28 protein-coding genes and 1 tRNA gene are annotated in these 23,560 nt (G+C 70.0%); 5 read left to right on the top strand and 24 right to left on the bottom strand.

What is annotated here, in order from left to right; translation table 11 throughout:
* Positions 1–26 precede the first annotated feature (26 nt).
* The 4 genes from MRBLWH3_RS03445 to MRBLWH3_RS03430 form a co-directional block, all read right to left on the bottom strand.
* Positions 27–569: a GrpB family protein gene (locus tag MRBLWH3_RS03445; protein WP_363428742.1), complete on the bottom strand. Its 543-nt coding sequence runs from the start codon at positions 567–569 to the stop codon at positions 27–29.
* 283 nt (positions 570–852) lie between these two features.
* On the bottom strand, positions 853–2,325 hold the full coding sequence (locus MRBLWH3_RS03440; protein ID WP_363428740.1) for an HNH endonuclease signature motif containing protein: 1,473 nt from the start codon (positions 2,323–2,325) through the stop codon (positions 853–855).
* A 90-nt stretch (positions 2,326–2,415) separates the two neighbouring features.
* Positions 2,416–3,201 (bottom strand): nucleotidyltransferase domain-containing protein, encoded by a 786-nt coding sequence (locus MRBLWH3_RS03435; protein WP_363428738.1) that lies wholly within the window; start codon positions 3,199–3,201, stop codon positions 2,416–2,418.
* A gap of 92 nt (positions 3,202–3,293) precedes the next feature.
* Positions 3,294–3,683 (bottom strand): hypothetical protein, encoded by a 390-nt coding sequence (locus MRBLWH3_RS03430; protein ID WP_363428736.1) that lies wholly within the window; start codon positions 3,681–3,683, stop codon positions 3,294–3,296.
* Positions 3,684–4,004: 321 nt separating this feature from the next.
* Between MRBLWH3_RS03430 and MRBLWH3_RS03425 the strand changes: the two genes are divergently transcribed.
* The 3 genes from MRBLWH3_RS03425 (at position 4,005) to MRBLWH3_RS03415 (ending at position 5,473) form a co-directional block, all read left to right on the top strand.
* Positions 4,005–4,394 carry a hypothetical protein gene (locus tag MRBLWH3_RS03425; RefSeq protein ID WP_363428734.1) on the top strand — a complete coding sequence of 130 codons (390 nt, stop codon included), beginning with the start codon at positions 4,005–4,007 and terminating at the stop codon, positions 4,392–4,394.
* Between the two features lie 124 nt (positions 4,395–4,518).
* Positions 4,519–5,094, top strand: coding sequence for a hypothetical protein (locus MRBLWH3_RS03420; protein WP_363428732.1), 576 nt, complete (start codon positions 4,519–4,521; stop codon positions 5,092–5,094).
* Between the two features lie 136 nt (positions 5,095–5,230).
* Positions 5,231–5,473 (top strand): hypothetical protein, encoded by a 243-nt coding sequence (locus MRBLWH3_RS03415; protein ID WP_363428731.1) that lies wholly within the window; start codon positions 5,231–5,233, stop codon positions 5,471–5,473.
* Here the strand turns inward: MRBLWH3_RS03415 and MRBLWH3_RS03410 are convergent.
* From MRBLWH3_RS03410 to MRBLWH3_RS03360, 11 genes are all read right to left on the bottom strand, one after another.
* On the bottom strand, positions 5,470–5,880 hold the full coding sequence (locus MRBLWH3_RS03410) for a hypothetical protein (protein ID WP_363428729.1): 411 nt from the start codon (positions 5,878–5,880) through the stop codon (positions 5,470–5,472). The two genes, MRBLWH3_RS03415 and MRBLWH3_RS03410, sit on opposite strands and share 4 nt — an antisense overlap.
* Positions 5,881–5,886: 6 nt before the next feature.
* A complete protein-coding gene (locus MRBLWH3_RS03405) occupies positions 5,887–6,540 on the bottom strand; it encodes a DUF433 domain-containing protein (RefSeq protein ID WP_363428727.1) in 654 nt (217 codons plus the stop codon).
* A gap of 187 nt (positions 6,541–6,727) precedes the next feature.
* Positions 6,728–6,801 (bottom strand) — tRNA-Gly (locus MRBLWH3_RS03400).
* A 131-nt stretch (positions 6,802–6,932) separates the two neighbouring features.
* Positions 6,933–7,367: an SRPBCC family protein gene (locus tag MRBLWH3_RS03395; protein ID WP_363428725.1), complete on the bottom strand. Its 435-nt coding sequence runs from the start codon at positions 7,365–7,367 to the stop codon at positions 6,933–6,935.
* 149 nt (positions 7,368–7,516) lie between these two features.
* Positions 7,517–7,840, bottom strand: coding sequence for a DMT family transporter (locus MRBLWH3_RS03390; protein ID WP_363428723.1), 324 nt, complete (start codon positions 7,838–7,840; stop codon positions 7,517–7,519).
* The gene (locus tag MRBLWH3_RS03385) at positions 7,837–8,181 is read right to left on the bottom strand and encodes a DMT family transporter (protein ID WP_363428721.1); all 345 of its coding nucleotides are present in this window, start codon (positions 8,179–8,181) and stop codon (positions 7,837–7,839) included. The genes MRBLWH3_RS03390 and MRBLWH3_RS03385 overlap by 4 nt, the downstream gene beginning before the upstream one ends.
* Positions 8,178–8,714 carry a TetR family transcriptional regulator gene (locus MRBLWH3_RS03380; RefSeq protein WP_363428719.1) on the bottom strand — a complete coding sequence of 179 codons (537 nt, stop codon included), beginning with the start codon at positions 8,712–8,714 and terminating at the stop codon, positions 8,178–8,180. The genes MRBLWH3_RS03385 and MRBLWH3_RS03380 overlap by 4 nt, the downstream gene beginning before the upstream one ends.
* Positions 8,715–8,757: 43 nt before the next feature.
* Positions 8,758–10,173, bottom strand: a complete 1,416-nt coding sequence (locus MRBLWH3_RS03375; RefSeq protein ID WP_363428717.1) for an aldehyde dehydrogenase family protein — start codon at positions 10,171–10,173, stop codon at positions 8,758–8,760.
* A complete protein-coding gene (locus MRBLWH3_RS03370) occupies positions 10,170–11,048 on the bottom strand; it encodes an SDR family NAD(P)-dependent oxidoreductase (protein WP_363428715.1) in 879 nt (292 codons plus the stop codon). Before MRBLWH3_RS03370 ends, MRBLWH3_RS03375 begins: the two co-directional genes overlap by 4 nt.
* Positions 11,045–12,439: a flavin-containing monooxygenase gene (locus MRBLWH3_RS03365; RefSeq protein ID WP_363428713.1), complete on the bottom strand. Its 1,395-nt coding sequence runs from the start codon at positions 12,437–12,439 to the stop codon at positions 11,045–11,047. The genes MRBLWH3_RS03370 and MRBLWH3_RS03365 overlap by 4 nt, the downstream gene beginning before the upstream one ends.
* 123 nt (positions 12,440–12,562) lie before the next feature.
* Positions 12,563–13,612, bottom strand: a complete 1,050-nt coding sequence (locus MRBLWH3_RS03360; RefSeq protein ID WP_363428711.1) for an AraC family transcriptional regulator — start codon at positions 13,610–13,612, stop codon at positions 12,563–12,565.
* A 167-nt stretch (positions 13,613–13,779) separates the two neighbouring features.
* On the opposite strand from MRBLWH3_RS03360, the gene dcd reads away from it, so the two are divergent.
* On the top strand, positions 13,780–14,385 hold the full coding sequence (gene dcd, locus MRBLWH3_RS03355) for a dCTP deaminase (protein ID WP_363428709.1): 606 nt from the start codon (positions 13,780–13,782) through the stop codon (positions 14,383–14,385).
* A 5-nt stretch (positions 14,386–14,390) separates the two neighbouring features.
* On the opposite strand, the gene MRBLWH3_RS03350 is transcribed toward dcd, so the two are convergent.
* On the bottom strand, positions 14,391–15,332 hold the full coding sequence (locus MRBLWH3_RS03350) for a hypothetical protein (protein WP_363428707.1): 942 nt from the start codon (positions 15,330–15,332) through the stop codon (positions 14,391–14,393).
* Between the two features lie 266 nt (positions 15,333–15,598).
* Here MRBLWH3_RS03350 and MRBLWH3_RS03345 point away from each other — a divergent pair, with 266 nt between their 5' ends.
* Positions 15,599–16,249, top strand: coding sequence for a PadR family transcriptional regulator (locus MRBLWH3_RS03345; RefSeq protein ID WP_363428705.1), 651 nt, complete (start codon positions 15,599–15,601; stop codon positions 16,247–16,249).
* Between the two features lie 10 nt (positions 16,250–16,259).
* Here the strand turns inward: MRBLWH3_RS03345 and MRBLWH3_RS03340 are convergent, their stop codons facing one another.
* From MRBLWH3_RS03340 to MRBLWH3_RS03305, 8 genes are all read right to left on the bottom strand, one after another.
* Complete coding sequence (locus MRBLWH3_RS03340) at positions 16,260–16,937, bottom strand: hypothetical protein (RefSeq protein ID WP_363428703.1); 678 nt, start codon at positions 16,935–16,937, stop codon at positions 16,260–16,262.
* A gap of 95 nt (positions 16,938–17,032) precedes the next feature.
* Complete coding sequence (locus MRBLWH3_RS03335; RefSeq protein WP_363428701.1) at positions 17,033–17,998, bottom strand: NAD(P)/FAD-dependent oxidoreductase; 966 nt, start codon at positions 17,996–17,998, stop codon at positions 17,033–17,035.
* Positions 17,991–18,320, bottom strand: a complete 330-nt coding sequence (fdxA, locus tag MRBLWH3_RS03330) for a ferredoxin (protein ID WP_045299416.1) — start codon at positions 18,318–18,320, stop codon at positions 17,991–17,993. The genes MRBLWH3_RS03335 and fdxA overlap by 8 nt, the downstream gene beginning before the upstream one ends.
* Complete coding sequence (locus MRBLWH3_RS03325) at positions 18,317–19,711, bottom strand: FAD-dependent oxidoreductase (RefSeq protein ID WP_363428699.1); 1,395 nt, start codon at positions 19,709–19,711, stop codon at positions 18,317–18,319. Before MRBLWH3_RS03325 ends, fdxA begins: the two co-directional genes overlap by 4 nt.
* Positions 19,712–19,756: 45 nt before the next feature.
* Entirely contained in the window at positions 19,757–20,542 is a 786-nt protein-coding gene (cobA, locus tag MRBLWH3_RS03320) for a uroporphyrinogen-III C-methyltransferase (RefSeq protein ID WP_363428697.1), read from the bottom strand.
* Positions 20,539–21,522, bottom strand: coding sequence for an ABC transporter permease (locus MRBLWH3_RS03315; RefSeq protein ID WP_363428695.1), 984 nt, complete (start codon positions 21,520–21,522; stop codon positions 20,539–20,541). The genes cobA and MRBLWH3_RS03315 overlap by 4 nt, the downstream gene beginning before the upstream one ends.
* Complete coding sequence (locus MRBLWH3_RS03310; RefSeq protein ID WP_414685393.1) at positions 21,512–22,270, bottom strand: ABC transporter ATP-binding protein; 759 nt, start codon at positions 22,268–22,270, stop codon at positions 21,512–21,514. The genes MRBLWH3_RS03315 and MRBLWH3_RS03310 overlap by 11 nt, the downstream gene beginning before the upstream one ends.
* 161 nt (positions 22,271–22,431) lie before the next feature.
* Positions 22,432–23,511, bottom strand: a complete 1,080-nt coding sequence (locus tag MRBLWH3_RS03305) for an ABC transporter substrate-binding protein (protein WP_363428691.1) — start codon at positions 23,509–23,511, stop codon at positions 22,432–22,434.
* Positions 23,512–23,560: the final 49 nt, after the last annotated feature.

The following is a 23,560-nucleotide window of genomic DNA, read 5'->3' as shown; positions in this document are numbered from 1 at the left end:
ACAACGGATGCCGCGCCGCTCGCCCGTCAGAAGCTCGTGTTGAGGGCGAAGATGGCCCGCTTCTCCGCGTCGGTGAGGTCGGACAGCGCGAGCACCTCCTGCAGCACGGGCGACTTGAGCGCGAGGTAGGTCTCGATGCCGATGGCGGGGTCGAGTGCGATCTCGGTCTTGATCGCTCCGTACCGATCGCGGAGGTCATCTCTGTCGCGGAGGATCGATCGCACCGCGAGGTGGTTCCGCAGGTGCAGCGTTCCCTCGACGCACACGTAGACGTTCCGGCTCGGGTCGTCGTCGGGTGCGGCCATCGACTCCCGGTCGGTGACGCCCAGATCCCCGCGATGCATGTACCCCGCGGCCACGAGCGCCCTGATCGCGCCGTCGACGTGAGCTCGATCGACGACGACGTCGATGTCGATGACCGGCTTCGCCGCCAACCCGGGTACCGAGGTCGACCCCACGTGCTCGATCGCGAGAACCGGGATGCCCTCGAGCGCTCGTCCCAATTCGGCTGCCACGCGCTCGAACTGGCCGGGCCACTCGTCCGAGTAGGGAACGACGACGACCGCCATGTCCCCAGCCTCCCACGTCGTCGCACCGCCCCGGGCCGCGCAGCCTTCTGACGCCGGACACCTGCTGCACCGCTCGATCCGCTCGTCGTACGGGCGCGTCGTGGGGTCGCGCGTGCCGCTCGTCGTGCCAGGGTGTCCGAGGCTGCTGGATCTGCTCGTGGTACGGGCGCGTGCGGGTTCGCCCCTGCGCTCGTCGTACCAGCGGGTGCGGGTTCAGCCGCGACGCTCGTCGTACTACGGTGTTCGAGGCCGCCGAGGCCGCCGAGGCCGCCCGGGCCGCTCCTCACGCCGCCTCGAATCGCCCGGGCGATTTCGATCTCAATTCGACGGGCTCGCCGATTTCACCGGTACTGGGGTCGGGCGGCGGATGAAGCCGATAGGCGTCGGCATCGGTGATCGGATCTCGGGTTCGCGTGATGCGCCATCGTTGGTTATGAAGGCGCAGGTGGCAGTTCCGGCAGAGCGCGATTCCGTCGTCGACATCGGTGCGGCCGTGATCCTCCCACCAATGATCGATGTGGTGGTACTCGCACTGCGAGATCGGGGCGCCGCAGGACGGCCACATGCAGCCGCCGTCGCGGGCGGCGATCGCGAGGCGCTGCTTTCTCGTGAAGAGGCGAAGCTCCCGCCCGACGTCGAGAGGCCGCCCGTCCGGACCCCACATCAGCGAAATCACTCCGGCGTCGCACATGCGGGCCTCGATCACGCCTCCGGGCAGCGCATGTCCTCCGTCCTCGACGTGGCCGACTCCCGTGACCTTCATCCCACCGCGGTGGTCGCCGTCGGCGACAGCAGACGCTTCGACGACCATGCGCACACCCGGTTGCCGGTCGCCGAACGCCTGCTGGGGGTCGGCGTTCGCGCCCGTGCGCATCACGGCGATGATCGTGTCGTACTGGAGCTGCTCGTTCGACCGCTCGTCGGCCCCGGCGGCACGGGTCTTCTCGGCGGCGTCTGCACCGACGAAGCGGGGTCCGCGGCGAGGCCGCAGCGCCGCTTGGAGCAGGGCATCGACCCATGCCCCGGCCTCATCGTCGAAGAGGATGTGCGCGTTGCGCCGGCCGTCCGGGTCGGTCCATGTGCGGAAGGACCGTGCGGCGAAGCGCTCTTCGAAGCGGAGCGTCACCCCGACCGGATCGAGCCGGTCTCGCGCGATGCGCGCCTGGCTGCGAAGGTCTTCCACCGGCAGCGCCGCCGCTTCCTCGAGCAGCACCTGCACAGCACGCGCCCAGGCCCGCGGGAGGAAGTCGGGCGCGAGTTCTGGGTAGCGCTCGACAGGCGGTTCGCCGAGCCCTCCGCGGATCGCCTGGAACTGCGCTTGCGTCAGGCGACCGGATGCGAGGGCACCCCTAAGGGTGCCGAGCCACTCTTCGACGACCGGCGCCGGGGGAGCGGTCTCGCTGTCGACGTCGACCACCGGCTCCACCGCGGGAGCGAGCTCGTTGCCCGCGTCGACCGCCCGCGCGACGTCGGCTCGCCCGAGCCCCGTGATGTGCTGCACGAGTGCTGCGCCGGTCCGCAGACCCTTCCGCTGCGCCAGACCCTCGTATCCGAGCTCCCGTGACGAGCGGCGCGACACCTCGGCCGATGCCCCCGCGATGATCAGCTCGACCGCCTTTCGCGCCTCGGTGGCATCCACGAGCAACCCCAGCAGTTCGTCGTCGGCCAGCCCGCCGACCTCGGCCTGGCCCTCGCCGAGCCGACGGGCGACCCTCGCCGCAGCATCCGTCAGCCGCACCGCAGGGGAGGAAGCCACCGAAGATCTCATAGAACAAATATACGAAAGACCTCCGACATCGATGCAGATGGCCCTGTCGCGGGATCGAGGGCACGCCCGCGGGGCCGGTCAGCCCACGATCCGCCGGAAAACCTCGTCCGCGCGCTCCCTCACCTCGCCGGGATTCTTTTCCGGCGCCATCGACTCGAAAGCCCCTGCACGTTCCAGCTCGCGCGCGGCGAAGCGTCTGAGCACCGTGGGAGCCTTGCCGGACCCGAGTTCACGCGTCACCGACTTGAGGGTGATCAGCTCGGCGGCAGCACCCCTGATCTCGTCCGGCACTGTCGTCTCGGACAGCAGGGTCGGCAGGTCCATCGGTGGCAGCGCGTCGTCCGGATGGTCGGCGAGCCATCGCAGCGCCGCGGCCGGTCGCAGCACGTAGAAGAACCTCTTGAGGGTCTGCGCACCCTTCTGCTGGCGTCGCGCCACATGAAGGTAGTGACGCGCGATCGCGCTCCTCTCCACGACGGCGGCCGCGTACGTCAGCAGGTCGCGGCGAAACGCCGTGTCACCGCCGTACACGATGGGTGAGCGCAGCCATTCGACCGCCGTCGCGTTGCCGCGTGCGATCAGAGTGAGAGCCTTCGGCAGATCCCAGCCGTTGACGTCGAAGACGTCGTCCAACGGCGTCTCGATGACGTCGCGCCCCGGCCACAGTGTGAGGTACCGCTCTCGCGGGCCCACGAACAGGAAGCGGCAGTCGTAGTCGCTGTCGGGCGACGGGAACCCCCACGCACGACTGCCGCTCTCGATGGCCCACGGGACGCGGACGCCGTGCTCCGCGGCGACGGATTCCAGGCGCCGGTCGATCTCGGCTACGACCACGGCGTCGAGGCTGTCGGGGATCGCGCGCATCGCTCGACCCTACTCGCGCGACGCCGTGATCGTCACGGATGCTGCCCGCCGCGGCATCCGCAAGTACTCACGTGCGCCGTGGGGGCGTCGCTTCATCGCCGGCGCGTGCGAGCGGGGCTGCTCTCGCCGTGTGGCGGGTGGAGCGCACTTCGAGGAGGGCGCCGACGAGTACGACTCGGCACGCCTGCCGTATCCGCGGGCCCTGTGGGGTCGCTTGCGGAGCCTCGGGCTGCTGCAGCCGGCGCCGGCGCGGAGGTCGCCGTAAGGGAGGCGCCCGCTGCGACATACGTGCGGTCGCCGAGGCGCAGCGAGTCGTTGTCGATCTCAGCGAGCTCGGAGAGGAGGCACTGCTTGCCCAGCTCGTGGTCGGGGCGGCCGGCGACGATCTGCTGGAGGACCAGCTGCACCTCGCGTTCGGAGGGACTCGCCTCGCTCCAGAACTCCCAGGGGGAGTACTCGTGCGCGGCGATTGCGGGAGACATGGATGGAGGGGCTGACGGGAATCGAACCCGCGCTGTCTGCTTGGAAGCAGATTGCTGGCGCCCTGACTCCCGCAGAATGGCGGGTCGCCCGACTCCTTTCATGGTGTCTGGTGGTGCTGAGTTGTGGCACGTGATGAGTGCTAGTGGCACGAGTCTGGCACGCCAAAATGTACGCTCGGGGCATGCCATGGAGACCACTGGGGACCCTCGCACCGCTCGGGTCACAGTGCGGGACCGCCTCCAGTGACTAACGGGGACGCCGACCTGTCGCGACGGCAGTGGCGTGACAAGCACCAACCCGCCATCCGTCGAGGCGACCCGGTGTTCAATCTTGCCTCCTGGCTGATCCCCGTCGCATCTCTGGCGATGTTCCCGGCCAGCCTCGGCGGGAAGTCGAGCCGGTTCCGCGCGACTCCCGACGAGTCCGCCTTATGGGTCGTCGCCTGCGCCGCGGTGATCTGCCTGTTGCTCGTTGCGGTCGCTGTACGGCTCGTCGTCAAGCGGGGCCATGCGCCGCTTTCTGTCGCCGGAGCCGTGTTCGTCGTGGTCGTTAGCCTGTTGTCGATGCTTGTCGTCCTCGCGCGGAATGAAGGCGTGCTCTCTCCGCCGGTCATTGTGATGTTCATGACCAACGCAGTGTGTCTCCTGGCAGGCTCCGTCGCGCTCGTCATCTCCGTCGTTCGGAGACCCCTCGCCAAGACTGAGGAATGATGGGGCGCGCTGGCGGCTCCAGAGGGCTCCGACATGGGGTTCATACGTCGGCGCGCGGCGGGCATGAAGATGGGGCGGCCCCGATGCCATCCCTCAACCACCGGAAGGGCCCCCAATCTGTGGGGTGAACCGTCTACGCGGGGACTCGCTCCAGGTCCTCCAGCATCCGCGGGATGCCGCCCTGCGAGCCGGGCACGTCGATGTGCACCCGATCCCCGTCGATCAGGGGGTGCCCCAGAGCATCCAGCCGGTGGCGGGCTTGCGGCATCCGGGCAAGGCGCTCGCGAAGGCCGTGAAGAACCGTCCCGGTGCCACCGGAGAGGCCCGGCTCCGTCAGGCGTACAGTCTCCTCCGCACCATCCTCAACGCCGCCGTCAAGGACCGGCTCATCAGCGAGAACCCCTGCCAGATCGAGGGGGCCGGACAAGTCAACGACCCTGAGCGGCCGTACCTGTCGCCGGAGCATCTGGCCGCCATCGTCGGGGCCATGCCGGAGAAGTGGCACCTGCCCGTGCGAGTGGCGTTTGGCGCGCACCTGCGGGTGGGGGAATTGGAGGCGCTGGAGCGCGGTGACTACGCGAACGGGGCCCTGCGGGTGGAGCGGCAGCGCATCTACGTCCGCGGGCACGCCACCATCACGCCCACGAAGACGGGGAGGCGCGGACGGTGGTGCTCGCGCCCAGCATCGCCGCGGAGGTAGAGGCCCACCTGGTCAGCACGACGGGGTTCCCGAAGTCGCCGCTGTTCCCCCGCCGGGACGGCCAGGCCATCACCGCGAACGCGCTGGGCACGCCTGGCGGAAGGCGGCGCGCGGCGTCGGGCTGGGCCAGTTCCACGTGCACGACCTCCGGCACGCCGGGCTCACCGCGGCCGCCCAGGCTGGAGGCACTGCCCGCGAACTGATGGCCCGCGCTGTGCACCGCACCGCGCGGGCTGCGCTCATCTACCAGCACGCCGCGGAGGAGCGGAACGCTGTTCTGGCTGAGGCGATGGATGCCCTTGTCCTGAGCCCCCGCCGCATCAGCACGCCCGCGAACGGGCACGTGAGTCGGCCCAGGCTCACCAGCGGGACGCGCTAGTCACCCCGCAACGGAAGCGGACGCACGTCATCGGCATAGACGCCGTGCACGAAGGGTCCCGGCTTGTCCGCACGACGGAAGATGCGCGCCTCGTTGCGGAGAAGCCACTCCAGGTTCGTCGCACCGGAGACGTTGGCATTCGTGAGGGCGAACACTCGCGCGCTGGCCGCGCGAACCGCGGCGGCTTCCGCAGGACGCCGGGCGATGGCGGCGTCTTTGCACAGGCAGACCTCGCCCCGCTCCGTTGCCTCTGCTATCCAATCCGGGTCGTCCATGCCCTCCCCGACAGCCTGGCCGTACCGCTCGTTCATCGTGACCAGTTCCCAGCCACGCGCTCGCAGACCGTCTGGGACGATCCTGCCGCCTATGCCTCGGTCGATGAAGAAGCGATGTGACCCGGCCGTCACGTTGCCCTACGCCGCCAGTGGCTGGAGCATGTGCACCGTGTGCTCCGGCAGGTCGTAGTCGTACGCGATGCTCCCCGGCGGCTCTCCAGCCCGAAGGCGTCCGAGCACGTCGCTCACCCGCACGCCCGTACCCGCCACCGTGGGCTGACCAAACGACTGATGGGGGTCGAGGAGCATCCGCACGTCGTCCCCGAGCGGAATGGCGATGCGCTCTGCGTAGCGCTGGCCGTAGGTGATGGTGCGCAGACGGTCCCCCAGCGCTTCCCGGAACACGCCCTGGCCGTGCACAACCTCAGAGAGCGGGCTCGCCTCGTCGCCCTCGATCTCCTCCCACATGATGTCCGCACCGTCTGTCTTCAGCCGCTGGCTGGCGAGGGCGTACTCCATGCCGTACCTGCGGCGGACGGCCTCAACCGAATCCCGAATCACCTTCGTGCGGAGCCCCTGCGTCTTCAGGAAGCCGATGACGTAGGCCTCCGCGAGGGAGAGGAACGGCACGTGGTAGCCGCGGCCGCTCGCCACGCCGTCGATGAGCGGCGGCATCTCGTGACCGGTGGTCGTGGTGTAGCCGTGCATCCACCGAGCGACGGTCGATTGCGGCAGTTGGAGGATGCGCGCGACCTCGCTCTGTGAGTACAGAGGAGTGGTCAGCGGGTCCATGGTTCCAGTCCTTCTGGAGGGGGCGTCGGGGGCAGGTTATCAGTGTGCGCGCGGGCTCCGACGTGAGGCGCACGAGGCGAGTCTCGGGGTGCTACTGGCACGCCTATGGCACGCGGCATGCGGAGTGCAACCGGCGGAGGCGGGGTCGCGGTGGAGTGATTCCAGCGTAGACCTGGGGATAACACTGTGGAGGGGCTGACGGGAATCGAACCCGCGCTGTCTGCTTGGGAAGCAGAAGTTCTGCCATTGAACTACAGCCCCGGAACCTCGAAGACAATCTACACGACTCGCCGCCCGACCCCTGCTATCCGCAGGACGGCGGTCCAGAACGGATGCGACCCGGCGTGCCGACCTCGGCTGCCGTCGTCGACTGATCGGATCGTTCAGCAGGCTCACTCGAGGAGCGACGAGAGCCGGCGCAGGTCCTTCTCGTTGGCCGAACGCATTGCGCGTTCCATGAAGGGGGCGGTGACTTTGGCGAAGCCGCTGGGGTCGCCACGGTTGCGCAGGCGCATGAGCGTCGCGCCGTCCGCGGCATCCTCGAATTCGTAGGTGGTCTCCATGGGAAACGGGCCGTCTGCCGTCCGCATGACGAATCGCTCGTCGGGTACGTGGTCGACGACTTCGTAGGTGTAGACGAGCCGCCGTCCGAGGAACTTCGCGGTGAATTCGAGGCGGGTGCCGATCCGGAGGGGCCCGGGGGTCTTCCATGCGACCGCCAGGATGTTCGCGTACCAGCTCGTCGCCTGATCGGGGTCGCACGCGATCTCGGCGACCTCGTGTCGGGGCCGGGCGATGACCGCCTCGGTAGACACGTCCACGCCCATGCGACTACGGTACTCGTCTCTGGGCTTCGCCAGCGAGGCTCGGCCGATCGACCGGCCCGGGCTCGAGCGCGGTGTCGAGCCGTGTCGTCACACCTGCAGCCGGCGCGCGTGGAGACCGAGGTCTGGGCGCATCCGAAGCCGGCTTCGCGTCAGCCATGGGTTCCGAGCTCGATCACGAGAACGCCGACTGCAATGAGCGCGATCCCGGCCGTCATCCGCCAGGTGAGCCGTTCCTTGAAGAACACCCGGGCGCCGACGGCGGTCAGCGCGACGCCGGACGCGGCCCAGATCCCATACGCGATGCCGACCGGCATCCCTTCTGCGAGAGCGATGGTGAGCAGCGAGAACGCGGCGATGTAGAAGAGGGCGACCGGGGCGATCCATCGCTTCTTCCGCAGCCCTTCGGAGGCGCGGAGCGAGAGCGTGGCCGCGACTTCGGTCAGGATCGCGCCGGCGAGGATGAGCCAGGTCATCGGATCTCTCCTTGGGCGCTGGGGCGGGCGTGTCCGGTCTCGACCAGCAGGACGCCGCCGATGACGAGGGCGATGCCGATGCCGATCGCCAGGGTGAGCGGTTCGCCGAACAGGACGGCGGCGATGACCGCGGTGAGCACGACACCGGATGCCGCCCAGATGCCGTACACGATCCCGATCTTCGCGCCGAGGCGCAGCAGGAGGGAGAGCGCGACGAAGGCGCCGACGTAGCCGGCGACGGTCAGGATCGCCCACCACGGCTGTTCGATGGCCGCCCGGAGCGCGAGCGTCGCGGTGACTTCGAGCACGATGGCGGCCGCGAGGATGAGCCAATTCCTCACGCGGTCTCCTCCCCGATCAGCGCTTCGAGACGTGCGACCAGGGAAGCGCGCTGCGCATCGGAGACCTCCAGGATGCCCGTGGCTTCGGCGATCCAGAGCCCGTTCGCAGCGAGCCATGCCGTCAGCACGCCCGTCTCGTCATCGGATTGCCCGAAGCCGAACCATGTCTTCAGATACGTCAGCCACGGAGCCGCCAGGAGAGGCCGGCGCACTGCCTCGGCGAACACCGTGAACTCGCCCTGCGTCACGCCGCCCTCGCTGGCGAAGACCACGAAGGCGCGCACTCGTTCCGTGAGCGTCGATTCCTCGAGCGGGCGACCGAGCACGCCGAGGAGCTCGGCCTGCCAGCGATCGACCACGTGCTCGATGACGCCGATCATGAGCGCATCCTTCGTGGGGAAGTGATACATCAGACCGGCTTTGGTGAGTCCGGCCTCGCGAGAGACCGACTCGTAGGTGATGTCGATGCCGCCGGCCGCGTTCACCACGCGGACCGCGGCATCCAGGATGTCGGTGCGGGAACTGCTTCTCATGGCCATTACTATACCATACGTAAGGTAAAGTTACGGCCTCCTGTCATGCCCCGCGGTGCCTGATCCAGACGGATTTCTCGCGGGTCCACTGCTCGAAGGCTCGCAGCGACTTCTCGGCTCCGCCGAAGCCGGACTGCTTCCAGCCGCCGAAGGGCACCGTCAGGTCGCCCTCGCTGTACTCGCCGACCGAGATGAGCCCTGCCTCGACCCCGCGGGCGAGCACGAGGGCGTCGTCGAGTCGAGTCGTCCAGACGGATGCCGCAAGGCCGTACGGGATGTCGTTGGCGTGCTCGATCGCTTCGGCCCTCGTGCGGAACGACTGAATGGTCACGACAGGACCGAACAGCTCCTGCTGCGTGATCTCGGCGTCGGGGGCGATGCCGGTGAGCACGGTCGGGGAGAGGTAGTGGCCGCCCGGGGCGATGCCGACCTCCCTCCCACCCGTGACCACGGTCGCACCCTCGCGACGGCTCTGATCGATCGCACCGAGGATGCGTTCGGCCGAGCGAGCGTCGATGACGGGCCCGAGTCGGGTGGCCGGGTCGGCGGGGTGCCCCACGCGCAGCCGCGCTGCCGCGGCGGCGAATCGCTCGACGACCGCGTCGTGGATGGACTCGTGCACGAGGATCCGCGACCCCGCGGTGCAGTTCTGCCCTGAGGTGAGGAACGCCGACTCGATCATGCCGTCGATCAGATCGTCTCCGAACGCGAGCGCATCGTCCATGAGGATCTGCGGGCTCTTGCCGCCCATCTCGAGGCTGACCCGCTTGAGGTTGCTGCGCGCCGACGCGATCAGGATGGATCGTCCGGTCGTGGTCGATCCGGTGAACGAGAGCGCGCCGATGATCGGATCGTCGGCGAGGGCGGCACCCGTGGTCGGCCCGTCGCCCGGGAGAACCTGGAGCACGCCATCCGGAAGGCCGGCCTCCGCGGCGAGGTCGGCGAGGTGAAGGACCGACCTGGGGGTCGCGTCGGCGGGCTTCAGAATGAGGGAGTTGCCTGCGGCGAGCGCCGGTCCGACCTTCCACGCCGCCATTGCGAGCGGGTAGTTCCACGGCAGGATCGCCGCGACGACGCCGAACGGCTCGCGTTCCGTGAAGGCCAGCACGTCTCCGCCCGCCGATGAGGTGCGCCCGTACTGCTTGTCGACTGCTTCGGCGAACCATCGGATCGACTCGATCGAGGAGGGCACGTCGTTCTGCAGGCACTCCGTGATGGGCTTGCCGGCATCCTCGCAGTCGAGGCGGGCGAGCAGCGTCAAGTCGCGCTGCATCAGGTCGGCCAGGCGCAGGAGCACCGCTGCGCGGCCTCGCGGCGCCAGTCGCGACCAGCGGCCCGAGCGGTACGTCGCCTCGGCAAGCCGGCTCGCCTCTCGCACCTCCGCCTCCGAGGTGATGGGCACTTCGCCCAGCGCGGTGCCGTCTGCGGGGGAACGGAGAGAGATGACGCGCGCGCTCACACCGTCTCCTCCGTGAGCACGAGCTCGCTCTCCCCGCGTACGACGTGTCCGTCGCGCTGCAGCTGCTCGAGGTATCGAGCCATGCCGCGCTCGCCGCGGCGCCGGAATCCGCGCATGAGGCTCGGCAGGGCGTTCGGGGCCAGCATCGCCAACCGGACGAGCATCGATTCCGAGGGCTTCGGGTAGATCTCGAGCCTCGGCTTGTCCAGCATGCGCATCATCGCGCGCGCGACGGCGTCGGGGGGCTGGGGCGGGTCCTGGAACTGCAGCGAGTTGCCGCCGTCGATCGCCTCCTGCCGAAGCATCCTCGTGTCGGTGGCCGAGGGCAGCACCGACCCGGCGAGGATGCCGGTCCGCCGCAGGTCCAGCCCGATCGAGAGCATGGCCCCGCGCAGACCGAACTTCGAGGCCGTGTAGATGGGTGTCTCACCGAGCGGGAAGATGCCACCGAGCGAGACGGTGGTGATGATCCGGGGATCCGGCGCCCGGTGCAGGAGGGGGATCGCGAGCCGGGTGAGCACGAGCGGAGAGAGCAAGTTGACCTCGGTCTCGAGGCGGATGCTGGCGACCGATCGGACGTCGAACCGCTCCGCGCTCGTCATCCCGACGTTGTTGACCAGGACGTCGATGCGTCCGTACGTTGCGGCGATCTCCTGCATCATCCGCTCGACCTGCTCATCGTCGGTGAGGTCGCAGGCGAACCCTCGGTGCCCGGCTCCCGACAGCGCGGCGGCGGCCCGGTCCGCGGCCTCGGCCCGGATGTCGACGAGCATGAGGATGGCGCCACGCGCGGCAGCCTTCGCGGAGAAGGCGCGGGCGATACCGCCGGCCCCGCCGGTGATCACGATCACCTTGTTGCGGCAGTCGTAGCTCATGCTCTCGCCTCCGTGTGCTCGCGGGCGCGCTCGGGATCGGGGGCGGGGACGGGCGGTGCCGTTCCTTCGAGAGGCCAGCCGAGGCGGCGCGACAGCTTCGTCAGGTGCCTCACGTAGGCATCCGCGTCGACGTACCCGCGGTGGCGGGGCGACGAGTCGAAGCGGAGGCCGTCCGACAGGTCCGGGTCATCCTCACGCCTGAGCCGGTCGAATTCGCGAGCCGACGCCGTGCCGGACCGCTGCCCATCGATGAACGCGGCCAGCAGGTGCGCCTGCCGGTCGAAGAGGTGGTACGCGCCACTATTGGTCTCGATGAACCCGACCGCGAAGAGCCCGGGGTGCTCGCGGGACGAGCAGTTCAGGTACAGCTCGGGGTGCTGCTCATCGCCGAAGTACTCCTGCGCGACCGGAACCCGGTGCCGGTAGCCGGTCGCCAGGAGGATGACGTCGAACTCCTCCGCCGTGCCGTCGGCGAACTCGACGGTCAGCTCGTCCGTGTGTCGGATGTCCGGCCGCGCAACGACGTCGCCGTGCTGCAGGTGGTGCAGAAGCATCGAGTTGACGACCGGATGCGTCTCGAAGAGTCTGTGGTCGGGCTTCTGCAGCCCGAGTCGCGTGGGGTCGCCGGTGAGCAGACGCAGCATCGGTTGGAGGATGGCGCGCTCCAGCGGCTTCGGCAGGAACGAGCCCTTCCCGCCCACGATGTCCGACGGCAGCCCGAAGACGTGCTTGGGAATGAACCAGTACCCGCGTCGCAGGCTGATGACCGCCCGCTTTGCCGAGCGAGCAGCATCACAAGCGATGTCGCACCCGGAGTTGCCTCCGCCCACGACGAGCACCCGCTTGCCCTCGAACTCCCTCGGCGAGCGGTATTCGAGGCTGTGACGGATCTCACCCGTATAGCTCCCGGGGACATCGGGCGTGAAAGGATGCCACTGGCTGCCCGTGCAGACGATCACGTGGCTGTGCACGTTCGTGGTGCCGTCTTCCAGGCGCACCTGCCAGAAGTCGCCCAGGCGCTCGACGGCCTCGACCGCCGAACCGAAGCGGATCCGCTCGGTCAGTCCGTAGGCGTCACTGAACGCGCGAAGGTACGCGAGGATCTGGTCGTGTCGCGGATAGTCCGGGTAGTCCTCCGGCATCGCGAAGCCGGAGAACCCCGACACCGTGCGGCTGGAGATGAAATGCGCCGATTCGTACAGCGGCGTTCCCGGGTTCTCGATGTCCCAGAGGCCGCCGACGTGCGAATGCCGCTCGAGATGCACATACTCGATGCCGCGCTCGCTCAGGGCCCTTGCGACGGCGAGCCCGGCCGGTCCGGCGCCGATCACGCAGACCGACGGCTCATGGCCTCGCGAGGGGGTCGCGCTGGGTGGGATCGGATCGGACATGGGCACTCCTTCGAGCCGGTGAGCCCTCACGGTACGGCCGCCGGGCGTGCGCGACGCGGACAGCGGCACCCATTCACCGGACTCGAACGGCCAACCCTGATGTCCTCACCGCGGCCCGTGGTGTCATCCGGCGGGGGAGGTCTCGGTGCCGTGGGCCGCAGCGCGCAGCGCCTTCGGCGACAGACCGAACCACCGGAGCGTGCTGCGTCGGAGCGAGCGCTCGTCGTCGTACCCGAGCCGGTACGCGATCTCCGCGGCGTTGTACGCGGGCTCGGCGAAGAGCTCGGTGGCCAGCCGCTTGCGGACATCGTCGACCACTTGCGAGTAGCTCGATCCCACCTCGACGAGTCTGCGGCGCAGGGTGCGTTCGCTCATGGCCAGCAGATGACCGTACTCCGCGAACGGACGGACCTCGGGAAGGGCATCCTCGATGTGGGCGGCGAGGACGGCGACGAGTTCCTGCCGCTGCGCGATGGTTCCCATGCGGGCCTCCAGCAGGGCCACGGTCTCCCGCAAGGTCCACGGCTCGGCGGTCGGCAGGGGCTCATTCGCGGTCTGCAACGGCACGTGCCACGCGTTGCGGTCGGTGGAGAACTCGACCGCGCAGCCGAAGTGCTCGGCGTACACACGCGGATCCCGCTCCGGCGCGAACGCGAGCTGGATCTGTCGCGGGGCCGTGATGCGGGCGACATCCTGCGCCATGCGGGTGATGTTGGCGAACCCCTCCTCGATGAGGAACCGTCCCACGGGTGAGCCGACGTCGGGCACTGTGGCTGTCACGACGACAGATGCCACTTCGACGGCGGACTGCCAGCGCACCATCGACCCGGCGAGGTTCTGGAACCGCAAGCCGATGCGCACCGCATCGAGCAGCGTGGCGCTCGACATCATCGCCAGGCCCAGGAGTCCGGAGGCGGTGATGGGCTGCCGGCGGCCGACCTCGAGCCCGAGTGCCGCGACCGGGATCAGTTCGAGCGCCTTCTCGATGATGATCCGCCCCTGCCGGTACGAGACCCTCAGTGCGGCCGAGTCCACGGTGGCGCGCGTCAGCGAGGCCGACCGGAGCGCGCGCTCCAGGGACACCCCATGATCGTCGGCGACCAGCAGCAGGTGCCGGATGATGTTCGGCGTGACGATCGCCGACGACGGCGCGAGGAACGCATCTCCTCCCATGCGGTCAGACTAGTTGGCCATCCGTGCCCGGTCGGCCGGTCGATTGCGAAGGAGCTGCACAGGGCGGGCGGTCGAGGACTCTCTCCTGCATCAGCGAGAAGTACGATCGCACACCTGTGACGGCGGCCCGGCCAGCACGACAGCACCGCCCCGATAGGCTGGGCAGCGTGCTGCTGAGTGACCGCGACATCCGGCTCGAGATCGACGCGGGGCGCCTCGCGCTCGACCCATGGGATCCCTCGATGGTGCAGCCTTCGAGCGTCGACGTGCGGCTCGATCGGTACTTCCGGCTGTTCGACAACCACAAGTATCCGTTCATCGATCCCGCCGAGGACCAGCCCGAGCTCACCCGCCTCATCGAGGTCGATCCCGAAGAGCCGTTCATCCTGCACCCGGGCGAGTTCGCGCTCGGTTCCACGTTCGAGCAGATCACGCTTCCCGACGACATCGCCGCGCGCCTCGAGGGCAAGTCCTCGCTCGGTCGTCTGGGCCTGTTGACGCACTCGACCGCCGGCTTCATCGACCCCGGCTTCTCGGGCCATGTCACGCTCGAGCTCTCGAACGTCGCAACGCTTCCGATCAAGCTCTGGCCCGGGATGAAGATCGGCCAGGTCTGCTACTTCCGCCTCACCTCGCCCGCCGAGAGCCCATACGGCTCGGGCCCGTACGGCAACAGGTATCAGGGGCAGCGTGGTCCTACAGCATCCCGCTCGTTCCAGAACTTCCACCGCAGCGACGTGGGGGCGACGGATGCCGGGAGCCGCGGCGCCTGAGACGATCAGGGCTCGACGACGCTCGGCTCGCGTGCGTAGACGTGCACCTGCTCGCCGTCGAGCACGAACCGCATCGCCGTTCCCACAGGGAAGCGGTCGCGCAGCTCCGACGGAGCCTGCCGGCCGACGATGAAGACCGCCTCCGCGGGGAACGAACCCGCGCCGCACGAGCCGCCGAGGTACGAGGGGTTGTCGCCCACTCCGCTGAAGACGATGAGGCAGGGCACCGGCCCCTGCGTGCCGTCGCCCGTCACCTGCGGCTGCGACAGTACCGTGAGTCCGTAGAAGGTCTCGAAGGCGAAGGAGTCCTCGGTCTCGCCCGCCCACACGTCCTCGGGCCACTCCACCTCCGGATCGACATGCAGAACCCCCACGTTGCCGGCCTCCATGCTCTGAACCAGCAGCGTGAGCGCGACGCCCGCCAGCACGGCGGCGACGACCGAGGCGGCCCAGAGCACCGGGAGGCGCCGCCACCACGCACGCGTGGACGCCGTCGCACCGCCCTCGGCGCCGGGATCGGGGCCGACGACATTGTCACCTGCGTCGCGGCCGGAGTCCGCAGCATCCGTCCCACGGGTGTCCGCGTCGGCGTTGACCGCGTCGGGCGCCGCCGGTGCGGGGGAGCCGGGCTTGTCGCGACCCGGGAGGGTCGGGTCGGGACCGGTCGCGGCACCCGTTCCCTCCGATGCGGGCAGTGTGGGCGCGGCTGGCTCCGCGTCGTTCGCGGCGCCGACGGCCGACCGCCGGGGGGATGCGCCGTTGATCGACGTGCGCTTCCGGGCGACGAGCGCGGCGATGTTCGCGGCGCTCGCCGCCGCCGCTTGCTCCTCGAGCTCGTTCAGCCGCGCCAGTGCGGCCGGATCGTCGAGGATATCGGCGTTGAGCCCGTAGGCGCGCTCGCGCAGGGCCGCGAGCTCGTCGCGCGAGGAGTCGGTCGGCGTGGACATGAAATCATCCCCCAGCGGCGCATCGTCGCGCCCCCCTGGTGCCAGTGTTGCACAGCTGTGCGGCGGGCGGTCCCCCCAGACCGCCCGCCGCAGGGCGGGCCTGCGTCCCCACGTGAGTCCCGCCGACGGCGATCGTCCGCGTCCCCACGCCGGATGCCTCGCCGATGTTTACTGCAATTTGCAGTATAAGGTCGTTGCAGCGTCGCGGGATAGCCTTTATGTTCCGCGACGGCGACCCGAACGCCGGCCGGGGAAGGAGCCTTGTCGTGGCCGAACGCGAACTCACGGTCACCGGGTACCTCACCCTGGGTCTGTTGGCCGGAAGCGACTGGTCGGCGTACCAGCTCGCCGAGCAGCTCGGGCGCGGCGTCTCGGAGCTCTGGCCGTCCGCAGACCGTGGGCGCTATGCCGTGCTCAATCGCCTCCACAAGGCGGGATTCGTCGAGACGCGGCAGGAGCACACCGGCAAGCGCGCCCGCACGATCTACTCCATCACGCCGGAAGGGCGTGAGGCGCTCGCCGCGTGGCTCCGCACGCCGGTGCGGCCGCCGACCCTCGAGTTCGAGGGCATGGTGCGGGTGCTCCTGTCCGACCAGGGCTCGCTCGACGATCTGCGCGCGACCCTCGACCGCACGCGGGAGCAGGCGCTCGCGAACCGCGAGATGTTCGCGCGCTACGCGGCGTTCATCAGCGCGACCGGTGGCACCTTCCCCGAACGCAAGCACCTGTTCGCACTCGCCAACACGTTCATGATCGGCCACTACGACCACATCATCGCGTGGGCGGACTGGGCCGAGCGGCAGATCGCGGACTGGCCCGACACGGTCACACCCGCCCGCACCCGCGGCGGGCAGGTGCACGACATGCTGGCGCCCGGCCGCGAGGCGCTGGCCGCCGACTCCACCGGCGGGCAGTGACGCCCGGCTCCTACGGCTGCTGCGCGTAGACGATCACGCGGTCGTCGTCGCGGACGAACTGCAGAGTGGTGCCTTCGGCGAACTCCTCGAGCAGGGCCGCGGGGGCCTGCGAGGTGACGGCGATCGTCGTCGACGTGGGGGCCGAGCCGGCAGCGCACGACCCTGCCGACAGGCCGAAGTTGACCGATTCGGAGTCGTACACCCACAGGCACGTGCTGTGGGTGCCGTTGCCGAAGTCGCGCGCAGAGGCGATCGCAGTCAGCCCGAAGTACTCGTCGAAAGTCACACCATCGGGTGGTCGCGCGCCCCACATCTGCTCCGGCCACAGTCCGTCGGCGTCCTCGACGAGGACCGCGACCTGTTCCCGACCTGGCGGCAGCCGAACGGAGCCTGCCGCCGCCCCGACGAGGACGGCGACCAGCACCGACCCGCCCCAGAGCAGCGCGCGGTGCCTCTCCCACCACGGTGCCTTCACGTCGCGAGCCGCGACCGGTCCGTCCTGTTCCGTCGCCGGGGGCGCCGCCGCGGGGTCATCGGCCGCCCCGGGCTCGCCGAGGGCGCGTGCCTCGAGCTCGCGCAGCCGGCTGAGCGCGTGCGGATCGCCGTCGATATCGGCCTCCGGTCCGTAGGCGCGCAGGCGCAGCGCCTTCAGCTCGGCGGCCGAATCGTCGGCGAGGTCGTCGGACATCGGCGACATCCTCGCCGATCGCGGCGTCCTGAACCGGAACACCCAGGTATCCGATCGATGAAACATCGTGCGCCACGCCCCGGGGGGCGGCCGGCTCAGTGGGCGGTGCTCACCCCGACGAGATCGTGCACCATCACAGCGGCCGCGCGTGCGCCCTGCCCCGCGGCGACGATGAGCTGCTGCGGACCCGGGGACGCGGCATCGCCCGCGGCATACAGGCCCGCCACCGACGTGCGCCCCGAGCGATCGGTGACCAGGTTGCCGAAACCGTCGCGCTCGAGGTCGATGCCGCCGACGAAGTCGAGGGCGGGGTGCCACTGCGGCCGCACGAAGCCGCCGTCGATCTCGACGCGCGCGCCGTCGACGAGGCGCACCGCCGTGACGGTGCCGCGGTCGCCTTCGAGGTCGTCGATCACCCGCCGTTCGACGACGATCCCGGATGCTGCGAGCTCGGCCTCTTCGACCGTGTCGACGGCGTCCGAACCGTTGGTGAAGACGGTCAGCCTGTCGGTCCAGCGGGCGATCAGCCGGGCGCGGGCGGAAAGATCGCGCGTCTCGCCGATGAGGGCGAGCGGCCGGTCCTGCAGCTCCCACGCGTCGCACGCGGCGCAGCTGAAGACGGTCATGCCGTAGAAGGCGCGCAGGCTCGCGATGGCGGGAAGGGTCTCGCGCAGGCCGGTGGCGACGAGCACCGAGCGCGCGGCGACGGCCGGCGGGATGCCGGTCCCACGGCCCTGCAGCGCCGCGAGGAAACGCCGTCCCTCGCCGCCGTCGCGTTCCTGCAGCGCCGTCACGACGGTGCGGTCGAACACCTGCACATTCGGGTAAGCGGTGAGCTCGGCCCGCGCGAGCTTGCGCAGCTCGAGCGGCGGGACGCCGTCGCGCGTGAGGAACCCGTGCGAGCGCAGGGTCGCGGCGTTGCGGGGCCGGCCGGCGTCGACGAGGACGACCGACGCGCGGGCCCGCCCGAGGTTGAGCGCCGCCGACAGACCCGCGGGGCCGCCGCCGATGATGACGACATCGACCTCGGTCGTGGGCGCAGCGGTTGCGGGTTCAGTCATGGCCGTCTCCTTGGGGAGGAAGCGCCGCGATGACCGGGTGGTCCTTCGCGATGACGCCGGTCTTGGCCGCACCGCCGGGCGACCCGATGTCGTCGAAGAACTCGACGTTCGCGGTGTAGTAGTCCTGCCATTCCTCCGGCAGGTCGTCCTCGTAGTAGATCGCCTCGACCGGGCACACGGGCTCGCAGGCGCCGCAGTCGACGCACTCGTCGGGGTGGATGTACAGCGACCGCTCGCCCTCGTAGATGCAGTCGACCGGGCACTCGTCGATGCAGGCTCGGTCCTTCACATCGACGCACGGCAGGGCGATCACGTACGTCATTTGACGAGGGCTCCCCGCGAGATCGCGACCTGCTCGTCGCGCGGGACGACCTTGACACGCTCGCGCGTGTGCAGGTGGTTCGCACCGAGGTCGCGCTCATGTGCGTCGAGTGCGAGCCAGCCGTCCCACGTCGTGAACGCCACGTCGCGCTCCTCCAGCAGCTCGAGCACGTCACCGTGGACGGTCGGAGCCGACAGGCACCCGGCCTCGACATCCGAGACGAGGTGCGCGATGGTCTCCATCGCGTCGGACTTCGTGTGGCCGATGAGTCCGACGGGACCGCGCTTGATCCAGCCGGTGGCGTAGAGGCCGGCGATCACCGGAGCGTCGACGTCGCCGGTGGTCGCAGCATCCTTCACGCGTCCTTCGACGTTCGAGACCACGCCGGCCTTGTCGTCGAACGGCGCGTCGATGACGGGCGTGCCGTAGTAGCCCACGGCGCGGTACACCTGCTGCACCGGGTACTCGCGGAACTCGCCGGTGCCGCGCACGCGGCCGCCCTCGACGGGCTCGGTGCGCTCGAAGCGGAGGCCCTCGACCCTGCCGTCGCCGAGCACCTCGACGGGCGAGTGGTAGAAGTGCAGGTGCAGGCGGCGGCTCGCGCCGGAGGGCTCGCGCGTGCGCCAGCTCTCGAGGATGCGGAGCATGACCTTGAGCTGGTTGTTGGCGGGCGTGAATCCCTCGAGGTAGGCGAAGTCCTCGTCGCTCACGACGATGTCGACGTTCGGCACCTCGCCGAGCTCGCGCAGCTCGATCGGCGTGAACTTGATGTCGGCAGGGCCGCGGCGGCCGAAGACGTGCACGTCGGTGACCGCCGACGCCTCGAGGCCCGCGAGGACGTTGTCGGCGATCTCGGTCGAGCGGAGGTCCACGGCGTGCTTGGCGAGGATGCGGGCGACGTCGAGGGCGACGTTGCCGTTGCCGATGACGGCGACCTCGGGCTGGTCGAGGGTCCAATCGGTGGGCACGTCGGGGTGGCCGTCGAACCACGCCACGAAGTCGGCGGCGCCGTACGAGCCGGGCAGGTCGATGCCGGGGATGTCGAGCGCGGCGTCGCGGATCGCGCCGGTGGCGAGGATCACGGCGTCGTAGCGCTCCTGAAGCTCGTCGATCGAGATGTCGCGGCCGACCTCGACATTGCCGATGAACCGCGTGGTGCCGGCATCGAGCATCTCGTGGAGCGAGTTGACGATGCCCTTGATGCGGGGGTGATCGGGCGCGACGCCATAGCGGATAAGACCGTAGGGCGCCGGCAGCGATTCGAACAGGTCGATGGCGACGGTACCGCCCGCCTCGACCACGGAGTTCGTGAGGATGTTGCCCGCGTAGATGCCGGCGGGACCGGCGCCGACGATGGCGACGCGGAGGTTCTGGAGGCTCGAAGAAGTCACAGTGGTGTCTTTCGGGTCAGGAGGAGGTTCGCGGGGGCGGCCGGGTCAGGTGCGCCGCGGCGGGGTGAGGGGGTCGTACTGGGAGAGATCGAGGGTCGCGAGTTCCGCGGGCGCGTACGGGCTGAGCCGCACGACGTCGCCGACCACCACGACGGCGGGGGAACGGATGCCTCGTTCCGCGGCCTGGTGCGCGATGGTCGCGAGTGTGCCGACCGTGACCCGCTGGCGGGGTCCGTAGCCGTCCTCCACGACCGCGACCGGGCAGTCCGCGCCGCGCGCGCCGCGCGCCAGCGTGATCGCGGAGTTGGCGAGCGTGCCGATGCCCATGAGCAGCACGACGGTGTGGTCGCGGCCGCCGCCGAGGGCTTCGATCTGGTCGTGGGCGGTCGCGACGGTGAAGGCCGTCGCGACGCCGCGGTGGGTGAGCGGGATGCCGGCGATCGCGGGCACCGAGATGGCGCTGGTGATGCCGGGCACGACCTCGACGGCCACTCCCGCCTCCTGGCACGCGTGGAGCTCTTCGCCGCCGCGGCCGAAGACGTAGGGGTCACCGCCTTTGAGCCGGACGACGGTCTTGTCCTCCTGGCCGAGGTGCACGAGCAGGGCGTTGATGGCGTCCTGGGGCACGGCGTGGTGGCCGGGGCGCTTGCCCACGTCGACGATCTCGGCGCGGAGCTCCACGCCGTCGGCCCTCAGGCCATCGAGCACGGCGCGCGCGCCGAGCCGGTCGGCGACGATGACGTCGGCCGCCTCGAGGGCGCGCAGCCCCTTCACGGTGAGCAGCCCCGCGTCGCCGGGTCCGGCCCCGACGAGCCACACCTTGCCGGTCATCGGGCGCCTCCCGTGATGAGCAGGCCGCGACGCTTCAGCATCCGTCGCTCCAAGGGCCCGAAGAAGACGAGCTCGATGAGGATGCCGATCGCGAGGATGAGGATGATCGTGGCGAGCACGCCGGCGAGGTCGGCCAGCTCGCGCGACTGCTGCAGCATCGAGCCCAGGCCGAAGCCGATCGTGCCGCCCGTCGCGATGATCTCGGCGGCCATGAGCGAGCGCCACGAGAACGCCCAGCCCTGTTTGAGGCCGGCGAGGTAGCCGGGCAGCGCGGCGGGGAGGATCACCGAGGTGGCCAGCTGCCAGCGCGAGGCGCCCAGCACCGTGCCCACGCGGCGGAGCTGCGGCGGCACCTGGTCGATGCCGGCGATGAGGCCGTTCACGATCGACGGGATCGCGCCCATGAGGATCACGAAGTAGACGGTGGCGTCCGACAGGCCGAACCAGATGATGGCGGCGGGCACCCACGCGACCGACGGCAGCACCTGGAGCCCCGAGATGATCGGACCGACGGCGCGCCGGATGGGCCGCACCTCGGCAAGCAGCAGACCGATGGGGGTGCCGACGACGATCGCGATGAGGAAGCCGACGATGCCGCGCTCGAGGCTCGTCGCGACGGCCTCCTGCAGACGGCCGGTGTCCCAGGCGAGCCCTAGCGCGTTCCACACGTCGAGGGGGCTGGGCACCTTGTCGGGCCGCGGCTCGGCGATCACGACGTAGAGCTGCCACGCGACGATCAGGAGGATGAGGAACACGATCGGCGGCACGACGCTCTGCGCGAGGCGGCGCCAGCGGCTCGGGCCGCGCTCGGCGTCGGTCTGCAGGCGGTCGAGACCGGCCTCGAGCGAGCGCAGGTCGTCTCCCTCGCTCGTTGTGCGAGCGGAGCGATTCGAAACGTCGCCCGTCGACTCGAGGCGTTTCGACTCGCTCGTTCCCCGCTCGTTCAACGACCGGGTGGGGGTCTGAGTGTCATGCGGCATTGCGGCGGATCTCCTCCCGCAGCTGCTCGGTGATCTCCACCGAGAGGGCGGCGACCTCGGGCGACTCGATGCGCCGGCCGGTGGTCTTCGCGATCTTCCACTCCTGGACGATGCGGCCGGGGCGGCTCCCCATGAGGACGACGCGCTGGCCGAGGCGCGCGGCCTCGCGCACGTTGTGCGTGACGAACACGATCGTGCGACCCGTCGCGCGCCACACCCGCTCGAGCTCCTCGTGGAGGAGGTCGCGCGTGATCGCGTCGAGCGCGGCGAACGGCTCGTCCATCAGCAGCACCGGCCGGTCCTGCGCGAGGGCGCGGGCGAGGGCGACCCGCTGGCGCATGCCGCCCGACAGTTCGTGCGGGCGCTTCTCGGCAGCATCCGCGAGGTTCACGGTGTCGAGGAGGGCGAGCGCCTTCTCGCGGCGCTCGCCGCGAGGGACGCCGCGCAGGCGCAGCGCGAGCTCCACGTTCCGGCGGGCGGTGAGCCACGGCATGAGCGCCGACTCCTGGAACATCACGGCAGAGCCCTCGGCCGGGGTCTCGATGCGGCCGGCGGTGGGACGGTCGAGTCCGGCGATGAGGTTGAGGAGCGTCGACTTGCCGCAGCCGGACGCACCCAGCAGGCACACGAACTCGCCGGGGGCGATGTCGAGCGACACGTCGTCGAGAACGACCGGGCCGGTGCCGAAGCGCTTGGAGACACCGTCGATGCGGACCGCCGGTGCGGGCGCGGGCGCCGCGACCGGCACCGGCGTGACGCTGTCGAAGCTCGGAGCGAGCGGTTTGGTGGTGGTGGCCGAAGCGGGCGCGGAGGCCGAAGCCGGCGCGGAGGCTGCCTGCGGGCCCGGCGCGGAGGCTGCCTGTGGGCCCGGCGCGGAGGTTGCCCTTGAACGGGGTGCGGTGCTCATGGTCAGTCCTCGCCGAGTCCTGCGGCGGAGACGGGTTCTTCGCCTTCGGCTTCGAGCTGCTCGTTGAGCAGGCGCAGATCGAACAGGCCGTCGATGGACCCGTCCTTCTGGGTGCCGGCCTGGATGCCGTTCTCCACCAGCGTCTGGAACGTGTCGGCGTGCGGGTCGACCGAGAACGTCACGTGCTCCAGCGCGCGCTGGATCACGGCGTCGGCCAGCGGTTTACCGGTCTCCTTCTCGATCGCCCCGTTGATCACGCCGGGGGCGTCTTGCGGGTTGTCGGCGATCCACTGCACCGCGGCCTCATGACCGGTCAGCAGGTCGGCGACCACATCGGGGTGCTCGTCGAGGAACTCCGTGCGCACCAGCAGCACCGTGGTCGGGAACTGGCCGTCCTCCCACAGGTCGGCCTCGTCCTGCAGCACGTGCGCGCCGGCGTCGATGATCAGCCGCGACACCCACGGCTCGGGCAGCCACGCCCCGTCGAGCTGCCCGTCCTGGAACAGCGTCAGCGTCTGCGCGTTCTCCGTCGGCGTGATCTGCACATCCCCACCCCCGGACGTGTCGGTGTCGAACCCCTGATCGGCCAGCCACACCCGCGCCGACACATCCTGCGTGTTGCCCAGCTGCGGTGTTGCGATCGTGGTGCCTTCCAGATCGGCCGGGTCGTCGATGCCGTCGCGCACCACCAGCGCCGCCCCGCCGGTCGCCGCGCCCGCGACGATCCGGGCGGACTGACCACCGGACTGGATGAACGTGTTGATCGACGGGTTCGGGCCGATATAGGTCGCATCGATCGCCCCCGCCGACAGCGCCTCGATCGCGGCAGGGCCCGCGTTGAACACCTGCGTGGTGACCTCCACGTCACCCAACGCCTCGGCGAACAGGCCCTCCTCCAGGCCGACCAGGGCGGGAGCGTGGGTGACGTTCGCGAAATACCCCAACCGCAGCTCGCTCACCGACGCACTGTCTCCCCCGGCCGACGACTCGCTCGAGGATGCTGCCGCGGAAGCGCAGCCGGCCATCATCACGGCCACGAGTCCCAGGGATGTGAGTGCTGTCGCGGTGCGGATCTTGTTCACGGTGTCGCCTCCTTCAGGTTCGGTGTCGCCTGTGCGGGATGAGGTGCGG

Origin of the sequence: Microbacterium sp. LWH3-1.2, assembly GCF_040675855.1 — a bacterium.
Classification (GTDB): domain Bacteria; phylum Actinomycetota; class Actinomycetes; order Actinomycetales; family Microbacteriaceae; genus Microbacterium.
The sequence above is the reverse complement of the archived record's forward strand: the minus strand, read 5'-3'. Positions and strand labels throughout refer to the sequence as shown.